The sequence below is a fragment of the Methylophaga lonarensis MPL genome (genome assembly GCF_000349205.1).
Taxonomy (GTDB): domain Bacteria; phylum Pseudomonadota; class Gammaproteobacteria; order Nitrosococcales; family Methylophagaceae; genus Methylophaga; species Methylophaga lonarensis.
The window spans coordinates 22,776-45,830 of the sequence record NZ_APHR01000045.1 but is presented as its reverse complement, the minus strand read 5'-3'; the positions used below and the strand labels follow the sequence as shown (position 1 = coordinate 45,830).

The 23,055-nt window shown below is 49.2% G+C and carries 18 protein-coding genes and 1 riboswitch; of the genes, 7 read left to right on the top strand and 11 right to left on the bottom strand.

What is annotated here, in order from left to right; all coding sequences use genetic code 11:
• From MPL1_RS13710 to MPL1_RS08715, 6 genes are all read left to right on the top strand, one after another.
• Positions 1-631, top strand: a 631-nt coding sequence (locus MPL1_RS13710) for a hypothetical protein (protein WP_009726764.1), incomplete at its 5' end; no start/stop codon positions are given.
• Positions 632-637: 6 nt separating this feature from the next.
• On the top strand, positions 638-2,758 hold the full coding sequence (locus tag MPL1_RS08735) for a TonB-dependent receptor (protein WP_040577035.1): 2,121 nt from the start codon (positions 638-640) through the stop codon (positions 2,756-2,758).
• 6 nt (positions 2,759-2,764) lie between these two features.
• On the top strand, positions 2,765-3,739 hold the full coding sequence (locus MPL1_RS08730) for an ABC transporter substrate-binding protein (protein WP_009726762.1): 975 nt from the start codon (positions 2,765-2,767) through the stop codon (positions 3,737-3,739).
• Positions 3,739-4,761 carry a FecCD family ABC transporter permease gene (locus tag MPL1_RS08725; RefSeq protein ID WP_009726761.1) on the top strand — a complete coding sequence of 341 codons (1,023 nt, stop codon included), beginning with the start codon at positions 3,739-3,741 and terminating at the stop codon, positions 4,759-4,761. Before MPL1_RS08730 ends, MPL1_RS08725 begins: the two co-directional genes overlap by 1 nt.
• Positions 4,758-5,588, top strand: a complete 831-nt coding sequence (locus MPL1_RS08720; protein ID WP_009726760.1) for an ABC transporter ATP-binding protein — start codon at positions 4,758-4,760, stop codon at positions 5,586-5,588. Before MPL1_RS08725 ends, MPL1_RS08720 begins: the two co-directional genes overlap by 4 nt.
• Positions 5,589-5,797: 209 nt before the next feature.
• The gene (locus MPL1_RS08715; protein ID WP_009726759.1) at positions 5,798-6,799 is read left to right on the top strand and encodes a CobW family GTP-binding protein; all 1,002 of its coding nucleotides are present in this window, start codon (positions 5,798-5,800) and stop codon (positions 6,797-6,799) included.
• Between the two features lie 61 nt (positions 6,800-6,860).
• Here MPL1_RS08715 and MPL1_RS08710 read toward each other — a convergent pair whose 3' ends face one another.
• The gene (locus MPL1_RS08710; RefSeq protein WP_009726758.1) at positions 6,861-7,604 is read right to left on the bottom strand and encodes a dienelactone hydrolase family protein; all 744 of its coding nucleotides are present in this window, start codon (positions 7,602-7,604) and stop codon (positions 6,861-6,863) included.
• A gap of 297 nt (positions 7,605-7,901) precedes the next feature.
• Here MPL1_RS08710 and MPL1_RS08705 point away from each other — a divergent pair, with 297 nt between their 5' ends.
• Entirely contained in the window at positions 7,902-8,657 is a 756-nt protein-coding gene (locus tag MPL1_RS08705) for a TorF family putative porin (protein WP_009726757.1), read from the top strand.
• 90 nt (positions 8,658-8,747) lie between these two features.
• Here the strand turns inward: MPL1_RS08705 and uca are convergent, their stop codons facing one another.
• The 10 genes from uca to MPL1_RS08655 all read right to left on the bottom strand — a co-directional run bounded on the left by uca (position 8,748) and on the right by MPL1_RS08655 (position 22,790).
• Positions 8,748-12,344, bottom strand: coding sequence for an urea carboxylase (uca, locus tag MPL1_RS08700; protein ID WP_009726756.1), 3,597 nt, complete (start codon positions 12,342-12,344; stop codon positions 8,748-8,750).
• A gap of 73 nt (positions 12,345-12,417) precedes the next feature.
• A complete protein-coding gene (locus tag MPL1_RS08695) occupies positions 12,418-13,050 on the bottom strand; it encodes an urea amidolyase associated protein UAAP2 (protein WP_009726755.1) in 633 nt (210 codons plus the stop codon).
• 9 nt (positions 13,051-13,059) lie between these two features.
• Entirely contained in the window at positions 13,060-13,782 is a 723-nt protein-coding gene (locus tag MPL1_RS08690; protein ID WP_009726754.1) for an urea amidolyase associated protein UAAP1, read from the bottom strand.
• On the bottom strand, positions 13,775-14,575 hold the full coding sequence (locus MPL1_RS08685; protein WP_009726753.1) for an ABC transporter ATP-binding protein: 801 nt from the start codon (positions 14,573-14,575) through the stop codon (positions 13,775-13,777). The genes MPL1_RS08690 and MPL1_RS08685 overlap by 8 nt, the downstream gene beginning before the upstream one ends.
• The gene (locus tag MPL1_RS08680; RefSeq protein ID WP_009726752.1) at positions 14,572-15,393 is read right to left on the bottom strand and encodes an ABC transporter permease; all 822 of its coding nucleotides are present in this window, start codon (positions 15,391-15,393) and stop codon (positions 14,572-14,574) included. The genes MPL1_RS08685 and MPL1_RS08680 overlap by 4 nt, the downstream gene beginning before the upstream one ends.
• 64 nt (positions 15,394-15,457) lie before the next feature.
• Positions 15,458-16,498 carry a putative urea ABC transporter substrate-binding protein gene (locus tag MPL1_RS08675; protein WP_009726751.1) on the bottom strand — a complete coding sequence of 347 codons (1,041 nt, stop codon included), beginning with the start codon at positions 16,496-16,498 and terminating at the stop codon, positions 15,458-15,460.
• Positions 16,499-16,554: 56 nt separating this feature from the next.
• Positions 16,555-16,658: riboswitch (guanidine-I (ykkC/yxkD leader) on the bottom strand.
• A gap of 221 nt (positions 16,659-16,879) precedes the next feature.
• Positions 16,880-18,148 carry an O-acetylhomoserine aminocarboxypropyltransferase/cysteine synthase family protein gene (locus MPL1_RS08670; protein WP_009726750.1) on the bottom strand — a complete coding sequence of 423 codons (1,269 nt, stop codon included), beginning with the start codon at positions 18,146-18,148 and terminating at the stop codon, positions 16,880-16,882.
• Positions 18,149-18,178: 30 nt separating this feature from the next.
• Positions 18,179-19,366 (bottom strand): NnrS family protein, encoded by a 1,188-nt coding sequence (locus MPL1_RS08665; protein WP_009726749.1) that lies wholly within the window; start codon positions 19,364-19,366, stop codon positions 18,179-18,181.
• A 77-nt stretch (positions 19,367-19,443) separates the two neighbouring features.
• Positions 19,444-21,519 (bottom strand): EAL domain-containing protein, encoded by a 2,076-nt coding sequence (locus MPL1_RS08660; RefSeq protein WP_152417628.1) that lies wholly within the window; start codon positions 21,517-21,519, stop codon positions 19,444-19,446.
• 182 nt (positions 21,520-21,701) lie between these two features.
• The gene (locus MPL1_RS08655; protein WP_009726747.1) at positions 21,702-22,790 is read right to left on the bottom strand and encodes a GGDEF domain-containing protein; all 1,089 of its coding nucleotides are present in this window, start codon (positions 22,788-22,790) and stop codon (positions 21,702-21,704) included.
• Positions 22,791-23,055: the final 265 nt, after the last annotated feature.

Below are 23,055 nucleotides of genomic sequence, written 5' to 3'. Positions count from 1 at the left end.
GTTATTGGACATCGGTGCWKGGGCTGGCACTGTCAGTCGCATCCTGGAAAACAATGCCCAGTGGACAGCAATAGAACCCAACGCTTTCCTTGCCGATTACCTGACGGCTCACCAATCAATATGGCCATTCCAACTCAATGTCATCCAACAAAGCTGGCAACAGACGGCGTCCGATGATCTTGCTGTGCATGATGCCAGCCTGGCGGCCAACACCAGTGGCCCACTGAGTGAAACACGCGATTTCTGGCATTGGCAACGCCAGCAGACCAAACGCTTAATGATTTGGATTGTGCCGGCACAGTCAGGCCCACGTGGCAAATGTTTGAGCGGCTTTTTACCTGCCTCATTGCATGGTGAAGTGATGGGTTCACCCATTCACGAGATTTTAGATGCACTGGGTGACGATTGTCAGCCAAATCAATTAGTCACCGTTGACTGGACTTTTCAGCAAAGCTTTGCTGATTTTCACAGCGCCGATAGTTATTTTCAGCAAGTTTTTAATCCTGCGGCTGATCCTGAAAAGGTCAGCGCGCTGACTGCATATCTAACCTCCAAATTACAGCCCGATGGTGACGCTTTGCTGGCAAAAGCCGCCAAAAAAAGTGCTGTACTTATCTGGACATTCAATTAGGGAAAAATGATGACACGCCATCGCTCGTTAGTTGCTTTTTATGTATCCATCGGTCTGTTGACCAGTCACAGTGCTTCAGTGCTGGCAGAACAAGACTTTTCTGTGATCGGCTTGGATGAAATGATTGTCACCACTACGGGCAGGGGCGACTCGCTCAATCAACTGTCATCCACAGTTCAAGTCATTTCTGAAGCACAAATAAGACGCTCTTCTGCACAGTCTGTCACCGACTTGCTAGCCGAGAATGCTGTGGGATTTTTCAGCGAATGGACACCGGCACAGACCTCCATCAACATCCGTGGTGGTGCAACAGATGGACAAGGTCGTGACTATCGAAGTCAAACACTGGTGCTGGTCAATGGCCGTCGAGCTGGTACAGCCAATATTTCCAAACTCAGCCTCAATGACGTATCGCGTATTGAAATTATGAGAGGGCCATCGTCAGTTGCTTATGGCAGTCAGGCCATTGGCGGCGTTATCAATATCATCACCCGTAATGGCAGTAATACTACTGGCAGCAGTATTAACCTTGCCGCTGGTTCATGGTCACTCAGGCAAGGTCATGCGCAGACTTCCTATCAAGGCGAAAATGCAGACTTCTATCTGGGCATTGGTGGTGGTAAACGGAGTGATTATGAATCCGGCCGGGGTAGCAGGGAGCGCATGCGTAATACCTCTTGGGAAAGACGCAGTGCCTTAATGGCTGCCGGTGTTGATATTGGCGATCTGGATCGCGTTGAGCTGACCATTCGTACCGATGGTATCTATAACGCCGGATTCAGAGGATCCAGCTGGGCACCTACTGGCGATGAAGACCGCTTCAATCATTCTTTGGATCTGGTCTATGAGGGCATGACCGACAATGCGGCGCTGTCATGGAGCGCGCATGGATATATGGTCAGAGATGTCGATCATTTCAAATGGGAAAATCGAACATTTTTGCTATCTGATAATGAACGCACGCTGGATGTTTATGGTTTGAGATTAATGACCGACTGGCTGGTTCGACCGATGACCGAACTCCGAGTGGGCGCTGATCTGGAATACAGCACGTTGAAAAACGAGCGCACCAATACGCTCAGAAGCAACGGTGTGACCAGTCGAGCAGCGCCTTTTGATAATGATCAGTCTGAACGTGTAGGCGCATTGTGGGCAGAAATTATTCAGACGGCAATGAACGATCGGTTAACGCTGAGAATGGGCGGTCGTTACACCGATGGCAAAACCACTTTGAAGCCGACAAAAGGCCGTGATGATCTGGTGAGAAATTCGGAACGTTATGATGAATTTACCTATACCCTGGGATCCGTCTATCGCTTAACAGATACCACATCGCTCAGAGCTGGTTATGCAACGGGTTTCAGGGCACCGACAGCTACGGAATTGGCCGCTGATTTCCAGACATTTGCCGGTTCAACCATTTTTGGCAATCCCAACCTGGATAATGAAACCAGTCGTCAGTATGAGCTGGGTTTGTCGTTTTCAAATAGCTGGCTCTACAGTGATATTGCCGTGTTTGATAACCGCATCAAAGATCGAATTATCACCGGCCCTGAAATAGCAGGCCGACGCAGTTATGAAAACAATTCTGATGCCATAGAACTCAGAGGTGTTGAGCTACAGTTGGAAGCCAATTTGTCATCCTGGCTGGCAACAGATCTGAACTGGCGGGTATTTGCCAACGGAAGCTACCATTTTCATATGCGAGACAAAGGCGCGGATGAAACGGCGAACACCGATCGTATTGAAAGAATTCACAAATACCAGACCAGTCTTGGCACGACGGTCGGTCGAGATAAATGGGAGCTTAGCTTCAATGCGATCCTCAGAGGGCCGGTCTGGTACGAGACTGAAGAGCGTTTGCTGATACCGACTGCGGAGCCAAACAGAGATTATGTTCATAAAAAATCAGCCTTCTGGGTGTTGAACATGCGTGGCAGTTATCAGCTCAATCCATCATTGCAGTTGTATGGCGGGATCAACAATCTGTTAGATAAAAACGAGCATCCATTGTTTATCGCGCTCAACAAGACGCCGTATATTTCAGATCCTGCATTTTCAAGTGGTGGCCGGGGCAACAGCATGCCGGGAAGAGAGTTGTATGCGGGTCTGAAACTGAATTTTTAAAAGCGCATGGCCGACAACACCCATAGCTTTCCGCCACTGTTGCAGACGCAGCGACGTCATTACTGTAAGGCCTTGTTTGCAGGCATTGCACTGGCGTTGATGCCCAAATCTACAAGCGCTTTTGGCCTCAGAAATGCCGGAATACTGGAAATCACTGATGGTCTGGGGCGCGAGGTATCGATTGCACGGCCACCTCAACGGATCGTGTCAATTTTTTCCAGCAATACCGAGCTGTTGCATGCGCTTGGGGCTACGGATCGCATTGTCGGCATAGAGGATTTCACCCGATATCCGCCCAATATTCGTGATGGTCGAACCATTGTCGGTGGACGATTGGGTTTTTCTGTTGAAACGATTGCCCGGCTGGAACCGGATCTGGTGGTGATGACGCCTGCCAGACAGGCTGTGAATACATTACTTAAGCCGATGCAGACCATCGGTGTGCCTGTACTGGTGATGCTGCATCGTAATCTGGCTGAAATATTCAGCAATCTCAGCTTATTAGGCCATGTTCTTGGCAACCCGCTGCATGCCGAGAGTGTAATTGAACAGTTACAACAGCGGCTGCAAATGGTTGCTCAACAACTGGCAGGAATCCGACGACCGAGCGTGTATTTTGAAACCGGTCAGAATGACCGCGGCAACTTTACCACTGTGCGTAAAGGGCACTACACCTATGACGCCATGTTGCGAGCCGGAGCGGAATCGATATTTGACGATCTGGACCAAATCACTCAGGTCAGCGGCGAAGCTATTATTGCAGCGGATCCAGAAGTGATTTTGTTGGCCCGCAATGACGGTGATCCCGACAGCGTTAAACATCGACCTGGTTGGCAGAACATCAGCGCTGTCAGAAATAACCGGGTGTTCATGGTGCCGCGTGAGTTATTTTTGATCCCCGGCCCGCGGGTGGTTGATGGTGTGGAGATGCTGGCGCCGTTGTTGCACCCGGATATTTTTGTCAATCAGGGCGCTGCCTGATGATGAGTCATTATTTGCGTCCTGCATTATTTGTCAGCCATCGTCATCCGGCCGTAATGATTGCTATGGCCGTGGTGAGTTGTTTTGTGATTTCAGCATGGCTTGGCTCTGAAATTCTGAGTCCGGCCACGATGTGGCATACCCTGAACAATCCAGACTCGGTCATGCGAACACTGATTTTGCAGTGGCGAATTCCGCGGGTACTGACCACATTTTGTGTCGGTGCCTGTCTCGGTATGGCGGGTGTGATTTTTCAGGGCGTATTTCGCAATCCACTTGCCGAACCACATCTGTTGGGCAGTGCCAGTGGCGCCTCTGTCGGGGCCGCGATTGCCTTGATGATGCCAGCACTGTTTCCGGGGCCATTTTTCTTGCCCATTATGGCGTTTGCCGGCGCCTGGTTGACCACATTACTGGTTGTCAGCCTCGCTAGAGTCGCCAGAGTTGAAAGCGGCTTTGGTTTGATTTTGGCTGGAGTTGCCATTGCCGCCTTGCTGGCAGCTGTTCGAGGACTCATCATGCTGACACTGTCTGATGATGCGGTCAGTTTGCAGGTGATTTTGAGCTGGACCCTGGGAGGCATTCAAACGCCAACCTGGCAGGAATTCTTCTTGTTCATGCTGCTGACAATCATCGGTTTTATATTGTGTCTTCGACTAGCCAGAGGTTTGGATATTTTGGGCCTGGGATCAGACACCGCACGAAATATGGGGCTGGATGTGACTCGGTTTATGCATCGATCGGTGCTGATTGCGGCAGCAGTGACAGCATTGGCGGTTGTTTGGGGCGGTCTGATTGGTTTTATTGGTCTGGTCATTCCCCACATGATTCGTTGGTGGCTGGGACCAAGACATCATCGACTGATGATCTATAGCGCGCTGGCATCTGGTGCAGCATTAATGGTGTTTGATGGTGTTGCCCGTTCAATTATGCCGCCGGCCGAGATTCCATTGGGCCTGTTAACGGCCTTGCTCGGCGCGCCATTCTTTTTGTTTATTCTGACCAAGGAAGCACGACGATGAGCACAGATATCATTGAGGCGCGAAAGATTCACGCAAGTGCCGGCCAAAAGCTTTTGTTAAGTGATATCAACCTATCCGTGCCACAAGGTCAGTTTGTTGCATTGGTCGGACCCAATGGCGCGGGTAAATCGACATTACTCAAATTGTTGTCGGGGCTGGTTTATGCAGATAGCGGTGAGATCACGCTGTCGGGCAGTAATATTGCCCGCATGAAGCCTGCAGAGATCTCAGCGCTGTTGTCCTACCTGCCACAACGCTCAGAGATTTACTGGAATTATCGTGTCAGTGACATTCTTGAAATTCACTCGGCCACGGACAGTCTCTCATTGACCACTGCCCATGCCGTGTTTTCTGCCTACGACCATGCCAAAGCGTTTGATATTGAACAGTTGATTGATCGTCAGTTCAAAACCTTGTCTGGTGGTGAACAGGCTAGAGTATTGCTGGCTGCCTGTTTGATTTCCAGTCCATCTATTTTGCTGGCTGATGAGCCAGCTGCTGCACTGGATGTTTCGCACCAATTACAGTTGTTGAAAACCATCAAGGACAGAACCAGTGATGGCCTTACCGCGATTGTGGTGATGCATGATCTGAATCTTGCCACGCGATTTGCAGATCGCATCATCGTGCTTAATAACGGCAAGATACAGATAGATGGGGCGAGCAGGGAGGTCAGCTTGTCACCAGCACTGGATCATCACTTTGATGTTTATTTTCAGCGTTTAAGTCATGAACAGCAGACTATCCTGGTGCCTGATTTTCACTCGGCAAGACCAGCAGATAAGCTTGCCAGCACTTCGACAAATCCACTCCTGAAAGTAGTCTGATCCCGAGTCCACCATTAGCCTGAAACGTTATTGTCAGTCAGATAGGATTTGATATATCGTATCTATCATTGGCAAGGCATGCTCGTGCCGTGCAATGGGCGATCTCGTTGCCAACATCAATGCAGGGTTTCTTGAAAATCAGAGCAGCGCAGCTCTGAAGGGCAGCAGGCAATCCTCTGTCAATTTGCACCCACAGATAAGGAGTTACCATGTCAAACGCACAAACCAATCCAGCACCAGCGCAAATCCCGGTGACCATCCTGACAGGCTATCTGGGGAGTGGCAAAACCACGTTGATCAATCATATCCTGAGCGCTCCGCATGGGCAGCGCATCGCAGTCATTGAAAATGAGTTTGGCGAGGCAGGTATTGATAATGAACTGCTGGTTCAGGACAGTGATGAACAGATTATTGAGATGAATAATGGCTGTATCTGCTGCACAGTGCGCGGCGATTTGGTCAGGATCCTCAACGAATTATCAGAGAAAAAAGCCGATGGTCGAGTTAAATTTGACCGGGTCATCATCGAAACCACCGGACTTGCTGATCCGGCGCCTGTCGCCCAAACATTTTTTGTTGATGATGATATTCGTGATCAGTACATGCTCGATGCAATAGTGACCACCGTTGACGCCAAACATGCTCAATCCCAGTTAGATCAACACCATGAAGCACAGGAGCAAGTCGGTTTTGCTGATCGTATTTTGATTACCAAATCAGATCTGGTAGACGACACTGCACTACAAAATCTGCAATCACGACTCAGAAAAATGAACTCCAGAGCCGCGATGATTGAAGTCAATCATGGCAATACGGATATTGAGGAAATTCTTGATATCAGGGGCTTTAACCTCAATGCAATACTGGAGATTGAGCCTCACTTTCTCGACGATGTGGCCCATGATCATGACGATCACATTACCTCATTTGTTTTTACAGAGAAACGTGCTCTGGATCCAGATCGGCTTGAGGAGTTTCTGACAGTGGTGATCAATACTTTTGGCACCCAGCTGCTTCGATACAAAGGTGTATTGCATGTCGATGGTATGGAACACAGGATAGTGATTCAAGGAGTACACATGCTAATGGGCAGTGTACCGGGGGCTAAATGGGGCGCTGCTGAACAGCGGCAGACCAAGTTTGTGTTTATCGGTCGGGATCTGCCTAAAGAGATTATTTTGAAAGGCTTGGAAACCTGTATTGCGGAATAGCTAAAACCAGTCCCGGCCTGTTGATTGACTAACAGGCCGGGATACAGCGAACAGTCTCGGCCTAGCGCAAGGTTCTGCTGAACAGATTTAACGCCAGCTGATAGCCAATAGCTGCCGTTTGCGCGTCATAACGACCGCCATCACCTTCATCACGCATAAAGGCGTGTTCGGCATTAAACTCATGCCAGGTAAAGGTAATGTTGGTTTGGCTCAGTGCAGCATGGATTTTATCCAGACCTTCACGCGGCACATGATTGTCCTGCTTGCCCCAGATCATCAGTAATTCGCCTTTGATATCGTCCAGACGTTCCATGCTGTGCTGACCCGGCTTGTTGGGGATTTTCTGAATATGTAAATCCGTGCCATAGAAGCAGGCTGTGCCTTTGACTTCGGGCTGTAAGGCCGCACGGAAAGCCAAATGACCGCCAATGCAATAACCCATTGCGCCGATATGACCATTGCTCCAGGGTTGGTCTTTGATAAATTCAATCATTGCCCGGTTATCAGAATCATAGCCTTCAACGTCTTTGGCTTCTTTGTCGGCATTGCCTTTGTCACGGCCAGCATCGTCATAACCCAATACCGTGCCAATCGGATTCAGCTCGTGAAATACTTCGGGCACCAACACGGCATAACCGTGGCTGGCCATAAAACGTGCCGCACGCTCGATTGGCCCTGTTTGCTGAAAAATTTCCGAATAAAACAAAATGACAGGAAAACGGCCCTCGGCTACCGGGCGGTGAATGTAAGTCCGCATAACGCCGGTAGGGGTATCCAGATCGACAAAATGGCTTTGGATTTTCATCAAGACTCCTTGTACATGAAGCTGGGGAATAAAACGCAACATTGTACAGCGAGCCAACCGCGCTATCACTGTTGACTGTTGCTTCAATACGGTTGCTGCTCAAGCGAAACATGCACCAGTTCGAGACAGTGCAATGCATGTGTGCACTAAACTGGGCTGGAAATGATGGAAAACACTTGCTGTTTAATCTGTAAAGCATTGAATTACAAATATTAATTAGTTTGGCATAAGGCGTGCTTACATTATTGGGTTAGTGCAATGAATGTGTAAAAACCCATAACATCGTAAGGAGCCAATATGCAGCTTAAAAAATTATCCGCAGCCCTCTGCGCAGTCAGTTCATTGTTTGTCGCGGGCACCGCGGCGGCCTGGGAAAGTGAAAATGGTCAACACGCAACCTCAGCCACTGTTGAACTGTATTCTGATTACGTTTTCCGTGGTTTCAGCCTGTCAGATAACAAGCCAGCTATTCAAGGCAGTTTCGACTATGAGCATGCCAGTGGTTTCTACACCGGTATCTGGGGCACCAACAATGCAAGTTATATCTCCAGTGGTGAGATTGGCGTCTATGGTGGTTTTGCCAATGAAATCATGGATACCGGCATCGAATATGATGTGGGTGTCTGGCGCTATATCTTTCCAGGTGCCAGTGATTTGAACAACAATGAAGTCTATGGTGCACTGGGATATAGCTACTTCACCTTCAGCTATGCCTATGCCAAAAACTTCGAAGGCAACAGCGAAACAGCGCATTACTACAACATTGCCTTTGATTATGAGCTGCCATTTTTCGGTGGCGTCGACTTTACTGCTGCCTATGGATATCAGGACTTCAGCAGCAGCCTGAAAAGAGTCATTTTTGAAGATGAATCTTCTGTCGGTGGCTACTCTGATTACTACATCGCGCTGACCAAAGAGTTTGTCGGCTTCGACTGGACACTGGCTTATACCGGTGTTGATAGCAATGGCCGCAAATATGCCAGATCAGACTACTGGGGTAAGTCTAGTCTCGCAAAAGACAAGTTCATCCTGTCTTTGAGCAAGACGTTCTAATTCTCAATAGTCAGCCATTAATCCCGGTCATTGCCACTTCGGTGGTGATGACCGGGATTTTTTATGCCGATGAGTTAAGCAAAGCCTGCTTTAGTCTTCGCTGCTTTCCATCACAATCAAAAACTGTCCGGCGCTGATTTCCTGGCCCGAACTGACCAGACACTCGCTGACCACACCATCACTGGTGGCGGCAATGGTGATTTCCATTTTCATCGATTCCAGCACCAACAGAGTTTGACCGGCCTGCACAGTATCGCCTTTGTTGACTTCAACCTGCCAAACACTGCCGGACACCGGGCTGTCAACCACCTGTGCTGATTCTGGCCAGCTGACTTCCTGTGTTTCACTGCTGGCTTCCTTGGGCTGATAGTCAAACTGCCCGGTGGCATGCCAGTGGCTGAGTTCTTCATCAAAGGCATTTTGTCTTTGCGCGGTAAAGGTTTGAATTTCTTGCTGATTTTCTTGCAGGAAATGTTCGTAATCAGACAGTTTGAAGGTGCCGGATTCAATGCGAAGCGGATAACGGCCCAAGGGGAAATCCTGACGAATCTGTTGCAATTCCTCCGCACTGACCGGATAAAAGCGGATTTGGTCAAAAAATCTCAACAACCAAGGCTGGCTGAACTCAGCGGTCGTGCGGTAGCGATTCCACATCTGCAAGGTACGCCCGACAAACTGGTAGCCACCCGGACCCTCCATGCCATAGACACACATATATGAGCCACCAATCCCCACGGAGTTTTCGGCGGTCCAGGTGCGTGCGGGGTTGTATTTGGTGGTCACCAATCGATGACGAGGATCCACGGGCGTTGCCAGAGGAGCGCCCAGATACACATCGCCCAGCCCCATCACCAGATAGGAGGCGTCAAACAAGATTCGTTTAACGGCTTCAATATCTTCAAGGCCATTAATCCGACGAATAAATTCCAGATTACTCGGGCACCATGGCGCATTGGCACGAACCGATTGCATGTATTTTTCTATCGCCAAACGACAGGCATCATCATCCCAGGACAGTGGTAACCAGACGGTGCGAGAGGGCACGGTGAGTTCATCCAGTTGTTGTCCCAGCGCCGTTTCGCCTTGGCGAATATGCGCAATGAGTTGTTGATGAGACAGTTGCTGTGCATCGAAGTGAATTTGCAGGGAACGAACCCCCGGTGTCAGTTCACGCATGCCGGGTAGTGGGTTGGCTTCCAGCCACTGCATCAGCGCGTGTGCTCTGAAACGCAATCTCAAATCAAGTTTCAGTTCACCATATTCGATTAAGACAAAATGATCGCCTGCAGCGCGAATCACGATTTCATCGCCAAATTCTTGTTCGGCAAAGCTGGCGAGTATTGGCGACTCAGGTTCAACACTTTGCCAGTGTTGTGTTTGCGTCTCTAATAACGCGATGCTGTCATCCTGGGCTTTTTCAAGCTGGACAGCGGTATCAATATCAACTGCGACAAAGCGTATTTTGTCACCAGCTCTGAGTTGGCCAAGCTTCCACAAATCTGCCGTAATGACCGTCACCGGGCAGACAAAGCCGCCCAATGATGGGCCGTCCGGCCCGAGGATTACCGGCATATCGCCGGTAAAATCGACACTGCCAAAGGCATAGGCATTATCGTGAATATTGGACGGGTGAAGTCCTGCCTCACCACCATCAGTTCGTGCCCATTGTGGTTTGGGACCAATCAGCCTTACACCGGTACGACTGGAGTTGTAGTGAATTTCCCACGGGGTCTCAAACAGTGTTTTGATATCAGCTTCAGTGAAAAAATCAGGCGAGCCATGGGGCCCGTAAACCACCCGCAGCGTCCAGTCATGTGAAATGTCGGGTAACAATGACGCAGGCAGATCCGTGGCCGCTACGTGACTGCTGTTATTAAGCTTCAACACATCACCAGTACGCAAGGCCCGACCGTTATGGCCACCAAACTGACCCAGGGTAAAGGTGGAACGGCTATTCAAATAGGCCGGACATTGAATACCACCACGCACAGCCAGATAAGCCCTTGCGCCGGTTTTGATTCGACCAAAGTGTAATTCGTCGCCTGCTTCGATATTGATGATTTGCCACATCGGCAACAACTCATCATCTCGTTTGACGGTGATCTCCGCGCCGCAAATGGCGATTTGGGTCGCAGATGCAAATTTCAGTATTGGCCCTTGCAGGGTGATTTCAAGACCCACGGCGTCCGCCGGATTGGACAGCAGCCGATTTGCCAGACGAAATGAACGACTATCAAAGGGGCCAGAAGGCGGGACTCCGACATGCCAGTATCCCTGACGTCCCGGAAAATCCTGTAGCGTGGTCTGGGTGCCGCCCTGCAATACATCAATACGCTGAGGATGATAGGCAAATTGATTGAGATACGTGGTGGTGACAGTGCCTGCCTGTAACCGCTCATCCAGACACAGAGCCCGTAAATAATCCAGATTGGTTTCGCTGCCATAAATCACGGTTTGTGAAAGTGCTTCATCGAGACGTTGCAAGGCATCAGCCCGATCCCGACCATGCACGATGATTTTTGCTAGCATCGGATCAAAAAATGCCGGGACTTCCGTGCCACTTTCTATCCAGTGATCAATCCGAAGTCCCTGAGCCTTGGGAAACTCAACATAGCTCAGCAAACCGGCACAGGGTTGAAAGTCACGAAAGGGATCTTCTGCGTAGACCCGCACCTGCATGGCATGACCTTGTGCCTGCAATGTGGCGCGACGTGCTGTCAGATCAAGGTTTTCTCCTGCTGCCTGGCGCAACATCCATTCCACCAGATCCACGCCATACACTTGTTCGGTGACACCATGTTCAACCTGAAGCCGGGTGTTGACTTCAAGAAAGTAGAAGGCCTGTGAGTCAACATCAAAAATAAACTCAACGGTACCTGCATTTCGATAGGAAACACTGGCCAGCAGGGTTTCAGCGGTTTGATAGAGTTTGTTGCGGGTTTTTTGTGTCAAACCGGGCGCAGGACATTCTTCGACGACTTTCTGGTTGCGTCGTTGGCTGGAGCAATCGCGTTCACCCAAGGCCAGCGCAGATCCCTGACCATCGCCAAAAATCTGCACTTCGATATGCCGAGCGTTGGCGATGAATTTTTCCAGAAACACGCCATCATCCGAGAAGTTGTTACTGCCCAGTCTTTTGACTTTCTCAAACATATTGATGAGTTGCTGTTCATCATCACAGCGAGACATGCCAATGCCACCGCCACCGGCCGTTGTTTTCAGCATGACCGGATAACCAATACTGTTGGCTTTGGCACAGGCACTGGCAAGGTCGGTTAACAGCTCGGATCCCGGCAACATCGGTACTTTGGCCGCTGAGGCTAATTCCCGTGCCCGATGTTTCAGGCCAAACATTTCAATCTGCTCGGCGGTCGGACCAATAAAAACAATGCCTGAGGCTTCACATTGACGCACAAACTCAGCGTTTTCACTCAAAAAACCATAGCCAGGGTGAATGGCCTCAGCGCCACACTGTTTAGCGATGGCAAAGAGTTTGTCCGTATTCAGATAGGTATCAGCGGCGCCGCCATCGCCAAGGCAGTAGGCTTCATCGGCCTCACGCACATGCAGACTGTTCAGATCCGATTGGGCATAAACGGCTACTGATTGAATGGATAATTTCTTGAGCGTACTAATAATGCGGGTAGCAATGGCACCGCGATTAGCTATCAGAACTTTTTGAAACATAACGCTTCCTTGGTGTGGGTCGTCCCACGAAACGTTCATGACTGACGGGTCGTCCCGGCAGCACAGTCAGGTATCAGGCAATCACCAGTTCAATGGGCGTTGGGTTATAACCATTGCATGGATTATTCAGCTGAGGGCAATTGGAGACCAACACAACGATGTTCATTTCTGCACGAAGCGTGACCCACTTGCCGGGTGCTGATATACCATCGGCAAAGGTGAGTTCACCTTCAGGTGTCACCGGTACATTCATGAAAAAATTGATGTTATGCCCAATATCGCGTTTGTTGATGCCATATTCAGGATGTTCATTAATTGCCAGCATCCAACTGTCTCTGCAGGCGTGCATACAGCGTTTTTCAAGGTCATAGCGCACGGTGTTGCTTTCGGTGGCGCAGGCACCGCCCAAGGTATCGTGACGACCACAGGTGTCTTCAATGATTGTCAGCATGCAGCGTTGCTGATTAGACATCAGACGACTACCTTCGGTGAGATAGACCGCTCCTTGCGTGGCAATGGTGTCGGTGGCACTGTATCTTTCAACCGGATTATCTGCGTTGTAAAACAGCGTATCTGCCGCCTGATTACCTTCCAGATCGATAATTTTCAGGGTTTGTCCGGCACTAAGCGTGGTAATGAAATAATCACCTGAATCGACAATGTATGAGCTGCTTTGAGTTGGGTTTGTTTTGTGAAGTGTAGACATGACTGACTCCTAGCGTCCGAGATAATAGAGGGCGTTGTTTTGAAAACCACGCTGATTTTCCGGGCGGAAGTTTTTGCAAAAATCATCTTCCTGAACCGGCTCGGCCAGTCCAAGCTCTATTTTTACCGGCTGTGCAGGGTAGTCATCAGTCCTCATATCCAGTGGATGCGGGCAAGTGTGCAGCATCACCAATGTGTCCATTTCAAAACGCAATGTCAGCTGACTGCCGGCAACACTGTGATTGGGACTCAAGCTAAGTACGCCGGAATCATCAGCAACCACCTTGCTAAACCAATTTACATTGGCTGCCATGTCCGCCAGTGTTAATCCATATTTGGCCAGCTCGACCAGAAATGCGTCATGACCATTTTGATGCCAATGATTGCGATCATGCTGATAATCACGTTTACCCCAGCGTTGTTCGGTCATGCTTGGAGTGCTGTTGCCACACACCGTGTCGTGCCAGCCAAGGCTGTCTTCAACAATTGAAGCAAAAATTCGTCCCATATCGGAATACAGGCAATGTCCTTTATTGAGTTTGAAGGTGTGCTGACATTTGAGTGTATCTGGCGCGTTGTATCGCTCCAGCAGATTTTCAGGGTTATAGAACAACATGCCGACGTTGCCAGTGCCATTCAGATCTGTCAGTCGCATGGCCGTTCCACGTGCCATGCGAATAGACCAGTGGCCACCACCGGCGATGGTTGTGGTGTAGTCCAGGGTTTTAAGCATTTTGTTTCTCCATAAACACAGGATCAGGCACAGGAGTGGGCCTGAGCTGGTCATCAATTTGTTGATAAGTAGTGTGGTCGATTTTGCCAACAGGCAAATCAAAGGTGATGCTGGCTCCGTATCTGCCGGGGGCATGCGGGTCGTCTCGACGTTTGTCGAATACCCACAGGCGTGTGCCCAGATAAAAGCCTTCCTTAATGTCATGAGTCACCATGAACACCGTCATTTTGTAGGCCTTCCACAGATCCAGCACCAGTGCATGCATATCAAGACGAATGCCGGGATCGAGTGCCCCAAAGGGTTCATCCAACAACAGGATTCGCGGCTTGGCCAGAAATGCCTGAGCAATTGCCAGACGTTGCCGCATGCCACCCGATAAGGCGTCAGGATATTTATCGCGAGATTGGGATAAACCCACTTGTTCGAGCATATGTAAGGCTTCTTCACGGGCAGCCTTGCGACTTTCGCCAAACAGATAGCCGGTCAGTCCCTTGCGTGCAAAAGCCTTGGTGGCCATGACGTTTTCCAACACGGTCATATGAGGGAATACCGAGTATTGTTGAAACACGATGCCGCGATCCCGGTCAGGTTCATCACGAATCTGTTTGCCATCCATCAGCAACTCACCTTCAGAGGGTGTTTCAGTGCCCAGTAACATTTTCAGAAAAGTGCTTTTACCGCAGCCGGAAGCACCGACCAGTGTGACAAATTCACCTTCCTGCACCGACACATTGATGCGTTCCAGCACCACCTGATCGCCGTATTTTTTCCAGACATTTTTGGCTTCGATCATCGTTGATCTCCTGATTTATGCCAGGGAAACAGTTTTTGATTGAATTTGGCCAGCAACCAATCGATCAAAAAAGCCAACAGCGTGATCCAAATGACATAGGGAATAATCACGTCCATCGACATATAACGACGAACCAGAAAGATTCGATAACCCAGACCTTCGGTGGAGGCAATGGCTTCGGAGGCAATCAGGAATAACCAGCCAGCGCCCAGCGACAGCCGGACAGCGTCAATCAGTTTAGGCATTAACTGAGGCAAAATGACCCGAATGATGACCTGTGAGGTGTTGGCACCAAGTGTCTGGGCCTTGACCAGTTGTTCACTGGGAATTTCATGGGTACGCCGCTGAATATCACGGGCGATAAACGGGGTAATCCCCAACACAATCAGGGCCACCTTGGAAAGCTCACCCAGCCCGATAACAATAAACAAAATCGGCAATATCGCCAGTGGCGGAATCAGCGAGATTATGGTTAATAAAGGACTGAAAGTAGTACCGAGCAATGGAATTGAACCTGTCAGCACACCGATGAACAAACCAAGTGCTGCGGCAATCAACACACCATAAGCAAGCCGTTTGAGACTGGCTGCGGTATCCACCCAAAACAGATATTCCCCAGTGCGTTGATTAGGCTGTAGTGCCATTCGCTGCATACTGTCAGACATCTGAGTGAATGAGGGCAGCAGCTTGTCACTGGGATTGGCTTTGAGTCGCATGTCTGATGCAACGCTGTACACCACAATCAGCAACACGATTGGCAGCAATCCAAGCAAGGCCGCCAGTGGCCTTTTTGCCTGTAAATTAAGAATTCGTTTCATAACTGTTCCATGTTTGGGCCGACGTCGATAGACGCCGGCCAGTTTGGATTATGGGGTGAGCAAGTTACAGCTCACCATCGACAGCCATTTGTGTGAAAGTTGGATTGAAACGAAGTTTGATGTTGTTTGGATCGCCATAAACACCGGCAGGTGTTTCGATGCCAATAAACTCAGCGCTCGGTGCACCATCGCCAAGTAGGGCATGTTCAAAGGAGAATTCAGCCACGCGTTGCATGGTTTCGAGTGATGATGGACCGCTCATAAAGGCAATCGCATCTGCCGGGTTGTAAAACATTTCGGTGACAGCCAGCTGCGCGTTATAACCTTCAAGATCAGTGCCTGCAGCAGTCGCCATAGCCGTTCTGGCGGTATCTGCCGTTGCGGCACCATCCACCATCATTGACATGGTTTCGTACCATGCACCGGTCAAGGCTTTGGCAAATGCCGGATAAGCTTCAATGGTTTCGGTATTGGCTACCAGTAAATCAATAATTTCGCCGGGAATCATTGAGGAATCAAACACCGAGTAGGTATCTGGCAGGCTGAGAATTTCGTTTAACAGTGGGTTCCAGGTCGCAACAGCAGTCACACTCGGGTTACTGGCAACGGCGACCAAATCCGCATCTGAGGTATTCACCACCCGCACGTCTCGTTCCGTCATGCCAACTGTTTCCAGTCCGCGTGCCAGCAAATAGTGCGAGACACTCAACTCGACCATATTGATATTCTGGCCTTTGATAGCGTCGAGAGAATCGGCACCTTTGAGCACTATGCCGTCGTTACCGTTGGAAAAGCTGCCTACAATCAGCGCGGTTGAGTCAACGCCACTGGCCGCCGGAATAGTCAGTGCATCCATGTTGGTCATGACACAGGCATCAAAATCACCAAAGGTATATTGGTTGATGGATTCGATGTAATCGTTGATTTGTACAATCTCGATCTTGATGTCGTACTTGTCTGCCCACTTGTCGATGATGCCTTCATCGGCCATAAAACCCCAAGGCATCCAACCTGCATAAATTGACCAGGCGACCTTAAACTCGTCGCGGGCAAGGGCAGGATTAGAGACCACCAGGGCCAGTAACAGGGCTGCGAATTTTTTCATGTTAAACCTCACTGATATCTTCACGGTAAAAAGAAGTATTCAAGGCATTGCGCCAGTTCTCCCGGGTTTTTGTCCCGCCGTGTGTGACCTTCAGTGAAGGTTGAGTGCTCTCGGACCAGCATTTCAAGTGTTTGAAATCGGAACCCTAGCGCTCTATTTGTTTGCTGCTATTACTACGGCAAAGCCGTGAATACATGAAGTAGCACTATTGGTGTAGGCAAATCTGGTGCCAGCTTTACAGCGCTATAAAATTCAATTACTTAGCCATGTCGATACAAGCGGTGCACAAGAAAGTGGCACGAATTTGAGACATTTTCACAACAAAGCGCACCGGAGTGGTGCGCTTTAAATGAAGCTACATTGAACCTGGCTGAGGGTGAATCAGGCTTTATCCAAAGCCTGCTGGATATCCGCCAGGATGTCGTCAATATGTTCAATGCCGATTGACAGTCTGACCATATCTGCGGATACACCAGCTTTTTCTAACTCGGCTTCATTAAGTTGCCGATGGGTGGTGGTGGCTGGATGACAGGCCAGTGATTTGGCGTCGCCGATATTAACCAGCCGTTTGAACATTTGCAGGGCATCGATAAACCGGGCTCCTGCCTGAGCACCGCCCTTTATGCCGAAGCTGAGAATGGCCGAGGGTTTACCTTTCATGTATTGCTTGGCCAGTGCGTGATAGGGATTATCGGGCAGTCCGGCATATTTAACCCAGTTGATTTTGTCATGTCCTGTCAGATATTCAGCCACCTGCTGGGCATTGTCGCAATGACGTTCCATACGGAGTGACAATGTTTCAATCCCCTGCAAAATCAAAAAAGCGTTAAATGGACTGAGGGCTGCGCCCATATTACGAAGAGGAACTACCCGAGCGCGACCAATAAAGGCTTCAGGCCCCAGTGCTTCAGCATAGACAACGCCGTGATAGCTTGGATCCGGTTCGTTGAACTGAGGGAAGCGTGGATTGTCCTTCCAGGGGAAGGTGCCGGAATCAACGATAATTCCGCCAACGGTTGTGCCATGGCCGCCCATGTACTTGGTAAGCGAGTGCACCACAATGTCAGCACCAAATTCAAAAGGACGGCACAACACCGGGGTGGCAACGGTGTTATCAACAACCAGCGGAATGCCGTATTGATGGGCAATGTCCGAGAGCTTTTTCAGATCAACAATATTGCCAGCCGGATTACCAATGGACTCGCAAAACAGCAGCTTGGTGTTGTCATCAATCAAGGCTTCCAGTGCCGTCGGATCTTCACCGGGCGCCATGCGAACATCAATGCCTTGCTGGGGCAGGGTATGGGCAAAAAAGTTATAGCTGCCGCCATAAAGCTGGCTGACCGAGACAATATTGTCGCCTGCACGCGCTAGTGTCTGAATAGTGGCTGTGATAGCCGCCATGCCCGAGGCCATGGCCAGTGCGCCGACACCGCCTTCAAGCTCTGCAACACGTTGTTCCAGCACCGCATTGGTTGGGTTCATGATGCGTGAGTAAATGTTGCCTTTGACTTTAAGGTCAAACAGGTCGGCACCATGCTGGGTGTCATCAAAGTAGTAACTGGTGGTTTGGTAGATGGGCACTGCAACGGCGTGAGTTTCAGGATCGCCTGCAAATCCACCGTGAATCGCTGTTGTTTCGAGCTTCATGACTGCTCCTTTGTATTAGTCGTAAAAATATCAGCCGGGTTTGCCGTCGGCACGCGGCTGAGTCAACACCTGCAAAAATCTGATCAGAAACATCATAAACGCGATGCACCAAAATAGTACACTCAGCATCAGCCAAATGCTGCTGTGAGCAGGCAACAGCCAGACACCAAAAACTCTGACTATTGCGGCCGCCATTACCAGATAAAAACTGAGCGTGATGAGGCGGCTTGAGACAATGGGACGACCGGTATGCCCCAGTGAAACCCGTGACATCATGCTGATAATCAGCATGCCCATCGCACCTGCGGTCAGGCTGTGCAGGGCGATGGTTTCAGGTATGGCAAAGCCCGCCTGACTGGCGGCATATAACAACAAGCCAATGACAATCCATAGATATCCAAGATGTAATGACCAAAGCAGGGGATGTGACAGGGTTTGACTGAAGTGCCAGCGGCTAGAGCGCCACGCCAGCATGATTGCAGAAAGAAATGCCATTATGCTCAACAAGATTGCCGGTACAGGCATTGAAAACATCAGCAAGGACATAAATAACAGCAGCCACAGCGCGCCGAGCGCAATTCTGTCTGGCCAAACCTGACGGTCTTTTGCAGTTATTCCCGTGGTGTTTGCAGTAAACATCGGAATAATTCGGCCACCGATAATGGCCATCATAACCGTGATTAGTAAGGTCGTACTGAACAAGGCTTGTTGCTGTAATTGCAGTTGATTATTCAGTACAGAATAGTGGCTGATACCGTTGCAGAACATCAGCAGAAACAATACCAACACGGCAAAGTAGTTGCGGGCCTGACTACGAACCAGCAATGGGATAAACAGGAAGATTGCTGCGGCCGGGAAAAACAGTAAATCAACAAAAATAATGACGATGTCAGGGACGACAGGTACCGCCATCAGAAATCTGCCACTTAGCCATAACAGTACAAGTGCCATCAGCGGCTTGCCATTCACAGCGGGTAAGCCGGTCCAGTTTTGAACGGCAGTTAACAAAAAGCCAACCAACACAGCCCCGACAAAGCCAAACAGCATTTCATGACCATGCCAGAACTGAATGCCGCCATAGGGCGTAAAACCATCCCAGCCAGATAATGCCAGCCCCCAGAGCAGCATTAAAATGACACTAAATAAAGCTGCTAATAGAAAAAAAGGCCTGAATGCGAGTGCAAACAGGGCGTTTGAAATGGCCGGAGTGTTTGGCATGTCGTTTGTCCCCATCGTCAGGTTAACGATGCGACATTAACACGCCATAGCGGTATCTGTAATGCGTCTATTTTTAATCAGCGATTTGCCGTGTTGTAATGCTGCTGCAGATAGGCAACACATTCACACTCTGACAAGGGTGGACTGTGAAAATAGCCCTGAAAATAATCACAGCCCATGGCTGCCAGCGCATCGCGTTGTTCTTTGGTTTCAACGTATTCAGCAATGACATGCACATTCTGAGCTTGTCCAAGCGAACAGATGGTCCTGACAATATCTGCATTGGTGACATTGCTGAGTACATCACGGGTAATTGAGCCATCAATTTTGATTGCTGCCACTTGGAAACGACGCAGATAAAGCAGGGATGAATAACCCATACCAAAGTCGTCCATGGACAATTGAACGCCGGTTGCCATGATCTCGCCGAGGATCTTGTTGGTCAACTCGGTATCAGGGATCTCAGTAGACTCGGTGATCTCCAGTTCAATTTCTTGGGCAGAAATACCGTATTGCTCAGTATATTTTTTCAGATAAAAAGGTAATTTTTCATCCATCAGCTGAATTGGGGAGACATTTACAGCAACGGTAATATTTTGATAACCGGCTTCATTCCATCGCGCTTTACAGGCACAGGCTTGTTGAATGACCCAGCGACCAAGGTGATAAATCAAGTCACTGTCTTCAGCCACCGCAATGGCCACAATTGGCGAGATCATGCCGTATCGGGGATGGGTCCAGCGCAGCAGCGCTTCTACACCCACAATATCTCCTTGGAAATTGTGTTTAGGCTGATAAACCAGCGTCAGCGCGTTACGTTTGATTGCATCATGCATATCAACGGCAAGACCACGCGCCAACATGCCTGTCTTGTCCCTGCGGGTGACGAGCTTTTCTCGGGTATTACCCCCGTTGACAATGATGTCTGTGACTTCTTTGAACTCAGAAATAGTTTGGCGATCAAGTGCCTGTTGAGCCCGTTTGACAAAGGGTAGATAGCACAGCGTGCTCAGAATAATTAACACAATTTGCAGTGCGACCCCACGCCAGGACTCGGTCAATAACCAGCCGGAAATCAAGGGCGGAGTAGTCCAGCTGATAGCCGTTGTCGCTTGCAGGTTGATCAGACCTGTTTGAAATGCTGTCAGTGTAATCAGCAGCAACAGGCAGGGCACAAGCACAAAGGGAATCAGATAACGTGGGTTGAGTACCAATGGCAAACCATATAGCAGGATGTCGTTGATATTGAAAATAGAGGGCAAAATAGAGATTTTTGCGATTTTGTTCTGCATGCCTTGCCGGGTCACAATAAAAATCGCAATCAACAGGCCAAGCGTTGAGCCAGAACCACCAAGCAGTACAAAGCTGTTGAATATCATTCTGAGCGTTTGGCCGTTATTCAAACCAGCGACATCCGCAGCTACAAACTCAACACCCTGAAAGGCGCCTTGAATCATCACGCCACCGTGAATGCCGATGAACCATAACAGCTGATTCAGCAAGACCATTGCACTTCCGAGTATCCAGATGCTTCCGTCTGATGCCTCAGCCCATGCAACAAAACTTTGGGGAATGTCGGTACATTGGGGCAGGGACCCCAATAGCAGTGCTGCAATAAAAAACAGTACACCACTGAGCATAATCGCTGGTGTCAGGCGCATTGCCTGATAAAAGGTATTGTCGCTATCGACGGATAAGCGGATCAGATTCAGCCAGCGTTGTTTCATCGCCCAGTTGATAAATTCAGCGGTGACAAGGCCAGTGATGATGCCAACTGCCAGATTTGAGGCAGTGAACTCAAAAAGAGAAATACCCGGTAGAGTGATGACAAAGATTAAGTAGTGAACCATCGCGCCAACAGCCGTCATCAATGGTGGTGCATACTCCTGATTTCGTGTTGTGGGTAATCGAGCAATCAGTTGTGTGGCAATAATGACAGACAGTAGCAAGCCAAATAAGGCAAATGAACCATCCAGAAACTGTCTTAACGGTTCACGCCATTGATCACCAAACCACTGATTCATCAGCTGCTGATAACCAGTGAAGGGTAAATTCAAGATGAGTTCAGCAATAACTCGCAGGAAGGTCAGCGGCAGCAATGCAACAAAACCGTTACGTGCGGCTATCATCCATAACAGCGATCTCTGCCTCAAGCCTCATCTCCTTTGATTTTTTCAGCACAGCCAACACAGCGACTGTGTGATTTGTTCTGCACCGGTTAATTTAAACGCGCAGGGTAAAGCAAAAGCAATATATTTCCTGTGATACGGTTCAAAAGCTGTATGAATGATGAGCGTTGAGATAATTCATGGTCATTGTTTTTCATTTGTTTTGATCACTCACCAATGGTGATCTGGTTTCGACCGTTGCGTTTAGAGGTGTACAGCGTTTCATCGACTCGCTGTAACAATCGGTATTTAGTTTCTCCATGATGATAAGCGGTTACGCCAAAACTGGCTGTGACAGCAACACGGGGAATTAGCGAGGCGGCGTTGATAGACTTCATGCAGTTATTGGCTGCCAGATAGGCGCTGTTCAGATCAGTAGAAGGCATGACGATCAGAAACTCCTCACCACCAAAACGGCCGATGTGATCCACCGAACGAAAGCTCTCAAGTAGTAATGCAGCAAAATCCCGGAGCAGTTGATCGCCGGTCAGATGGCCATATTCATCATTGACCCGTTTGAAATGATCGATATCAATCATGATCACAGAAAGTGCTGTTTGATAACGTTCCGCTCTGGCTAATTCAGTGTCGAGCAGGCTTTCGATTTTGTATCGATTCCATAGTGAGGTCAGGTTATCCGTGGTTGCAGCGCGTTTGAGTGTGCTGTGCTGAATGTAAATTTGTTCACCCAGCCGCTCAGTCAAATAGGCGGTGATTAGCCCAAAAGTAAAGGCGGTGCTAATCGCAAGGTAATGCAGCGTCTGCGAGATAGGCGCTAAATCCTGCAGCAAGGAGGCCGCCAAGATCAGCAAGATCGAAATCAACCCAGAAAACAAGGCATCTTTGAGCAATAGTCCGGACAACGCAAATGTCCAGATAATGATGAAATACAGCTCTGTTTTATAAAGGATGAATAATTCTGGATCGAGATAAAGATACAGATTCACGCTGACGGCCAATACTGGGAAAAACATCAGCAATGGCCGAAAAGCTCGGTGAACCTTTTTGTTCAGCGTCATGCCCAGCATGACCAGCAGAACAACCGGTAACACCACGCCGTGCAATAAAACCGCTTGGGTGCGGATATCGCCGTCTGCGTAAAACAAATCAATGGCAGCAAACAGACAATAAAGCAGGATTGTTAAGGCAAGAACGTAGCGTATCTGCGGAATTCGCCGATTAAAATACCAGCTACGATAATCGACAGGCTGTGACTCAGCATCGCTTTGCCCTGTCGGTTCATGCGACTCAAGCATTTGAGTAAGTTCTGATGCTGTCAATGGCCCCCCCACTAACTAATGCTGCACAGAGCTAAAAAGCCAGGGCACGATTATTCGGTCTCCCAAGTTTGGAATTTAGACCAATGATGACAACTGTTCAAGCGGCATGATGTCTTGAATATTTTCCAAACAGGCCTTTAGGGGTTCACATCAGGCCAGGCTCATCTACTCATCCAGAACCATTGTGAGTAGCATGATTGCCGATCAAAAAAATGGCCTAAAGGTCTGTCATGCTCTCCAT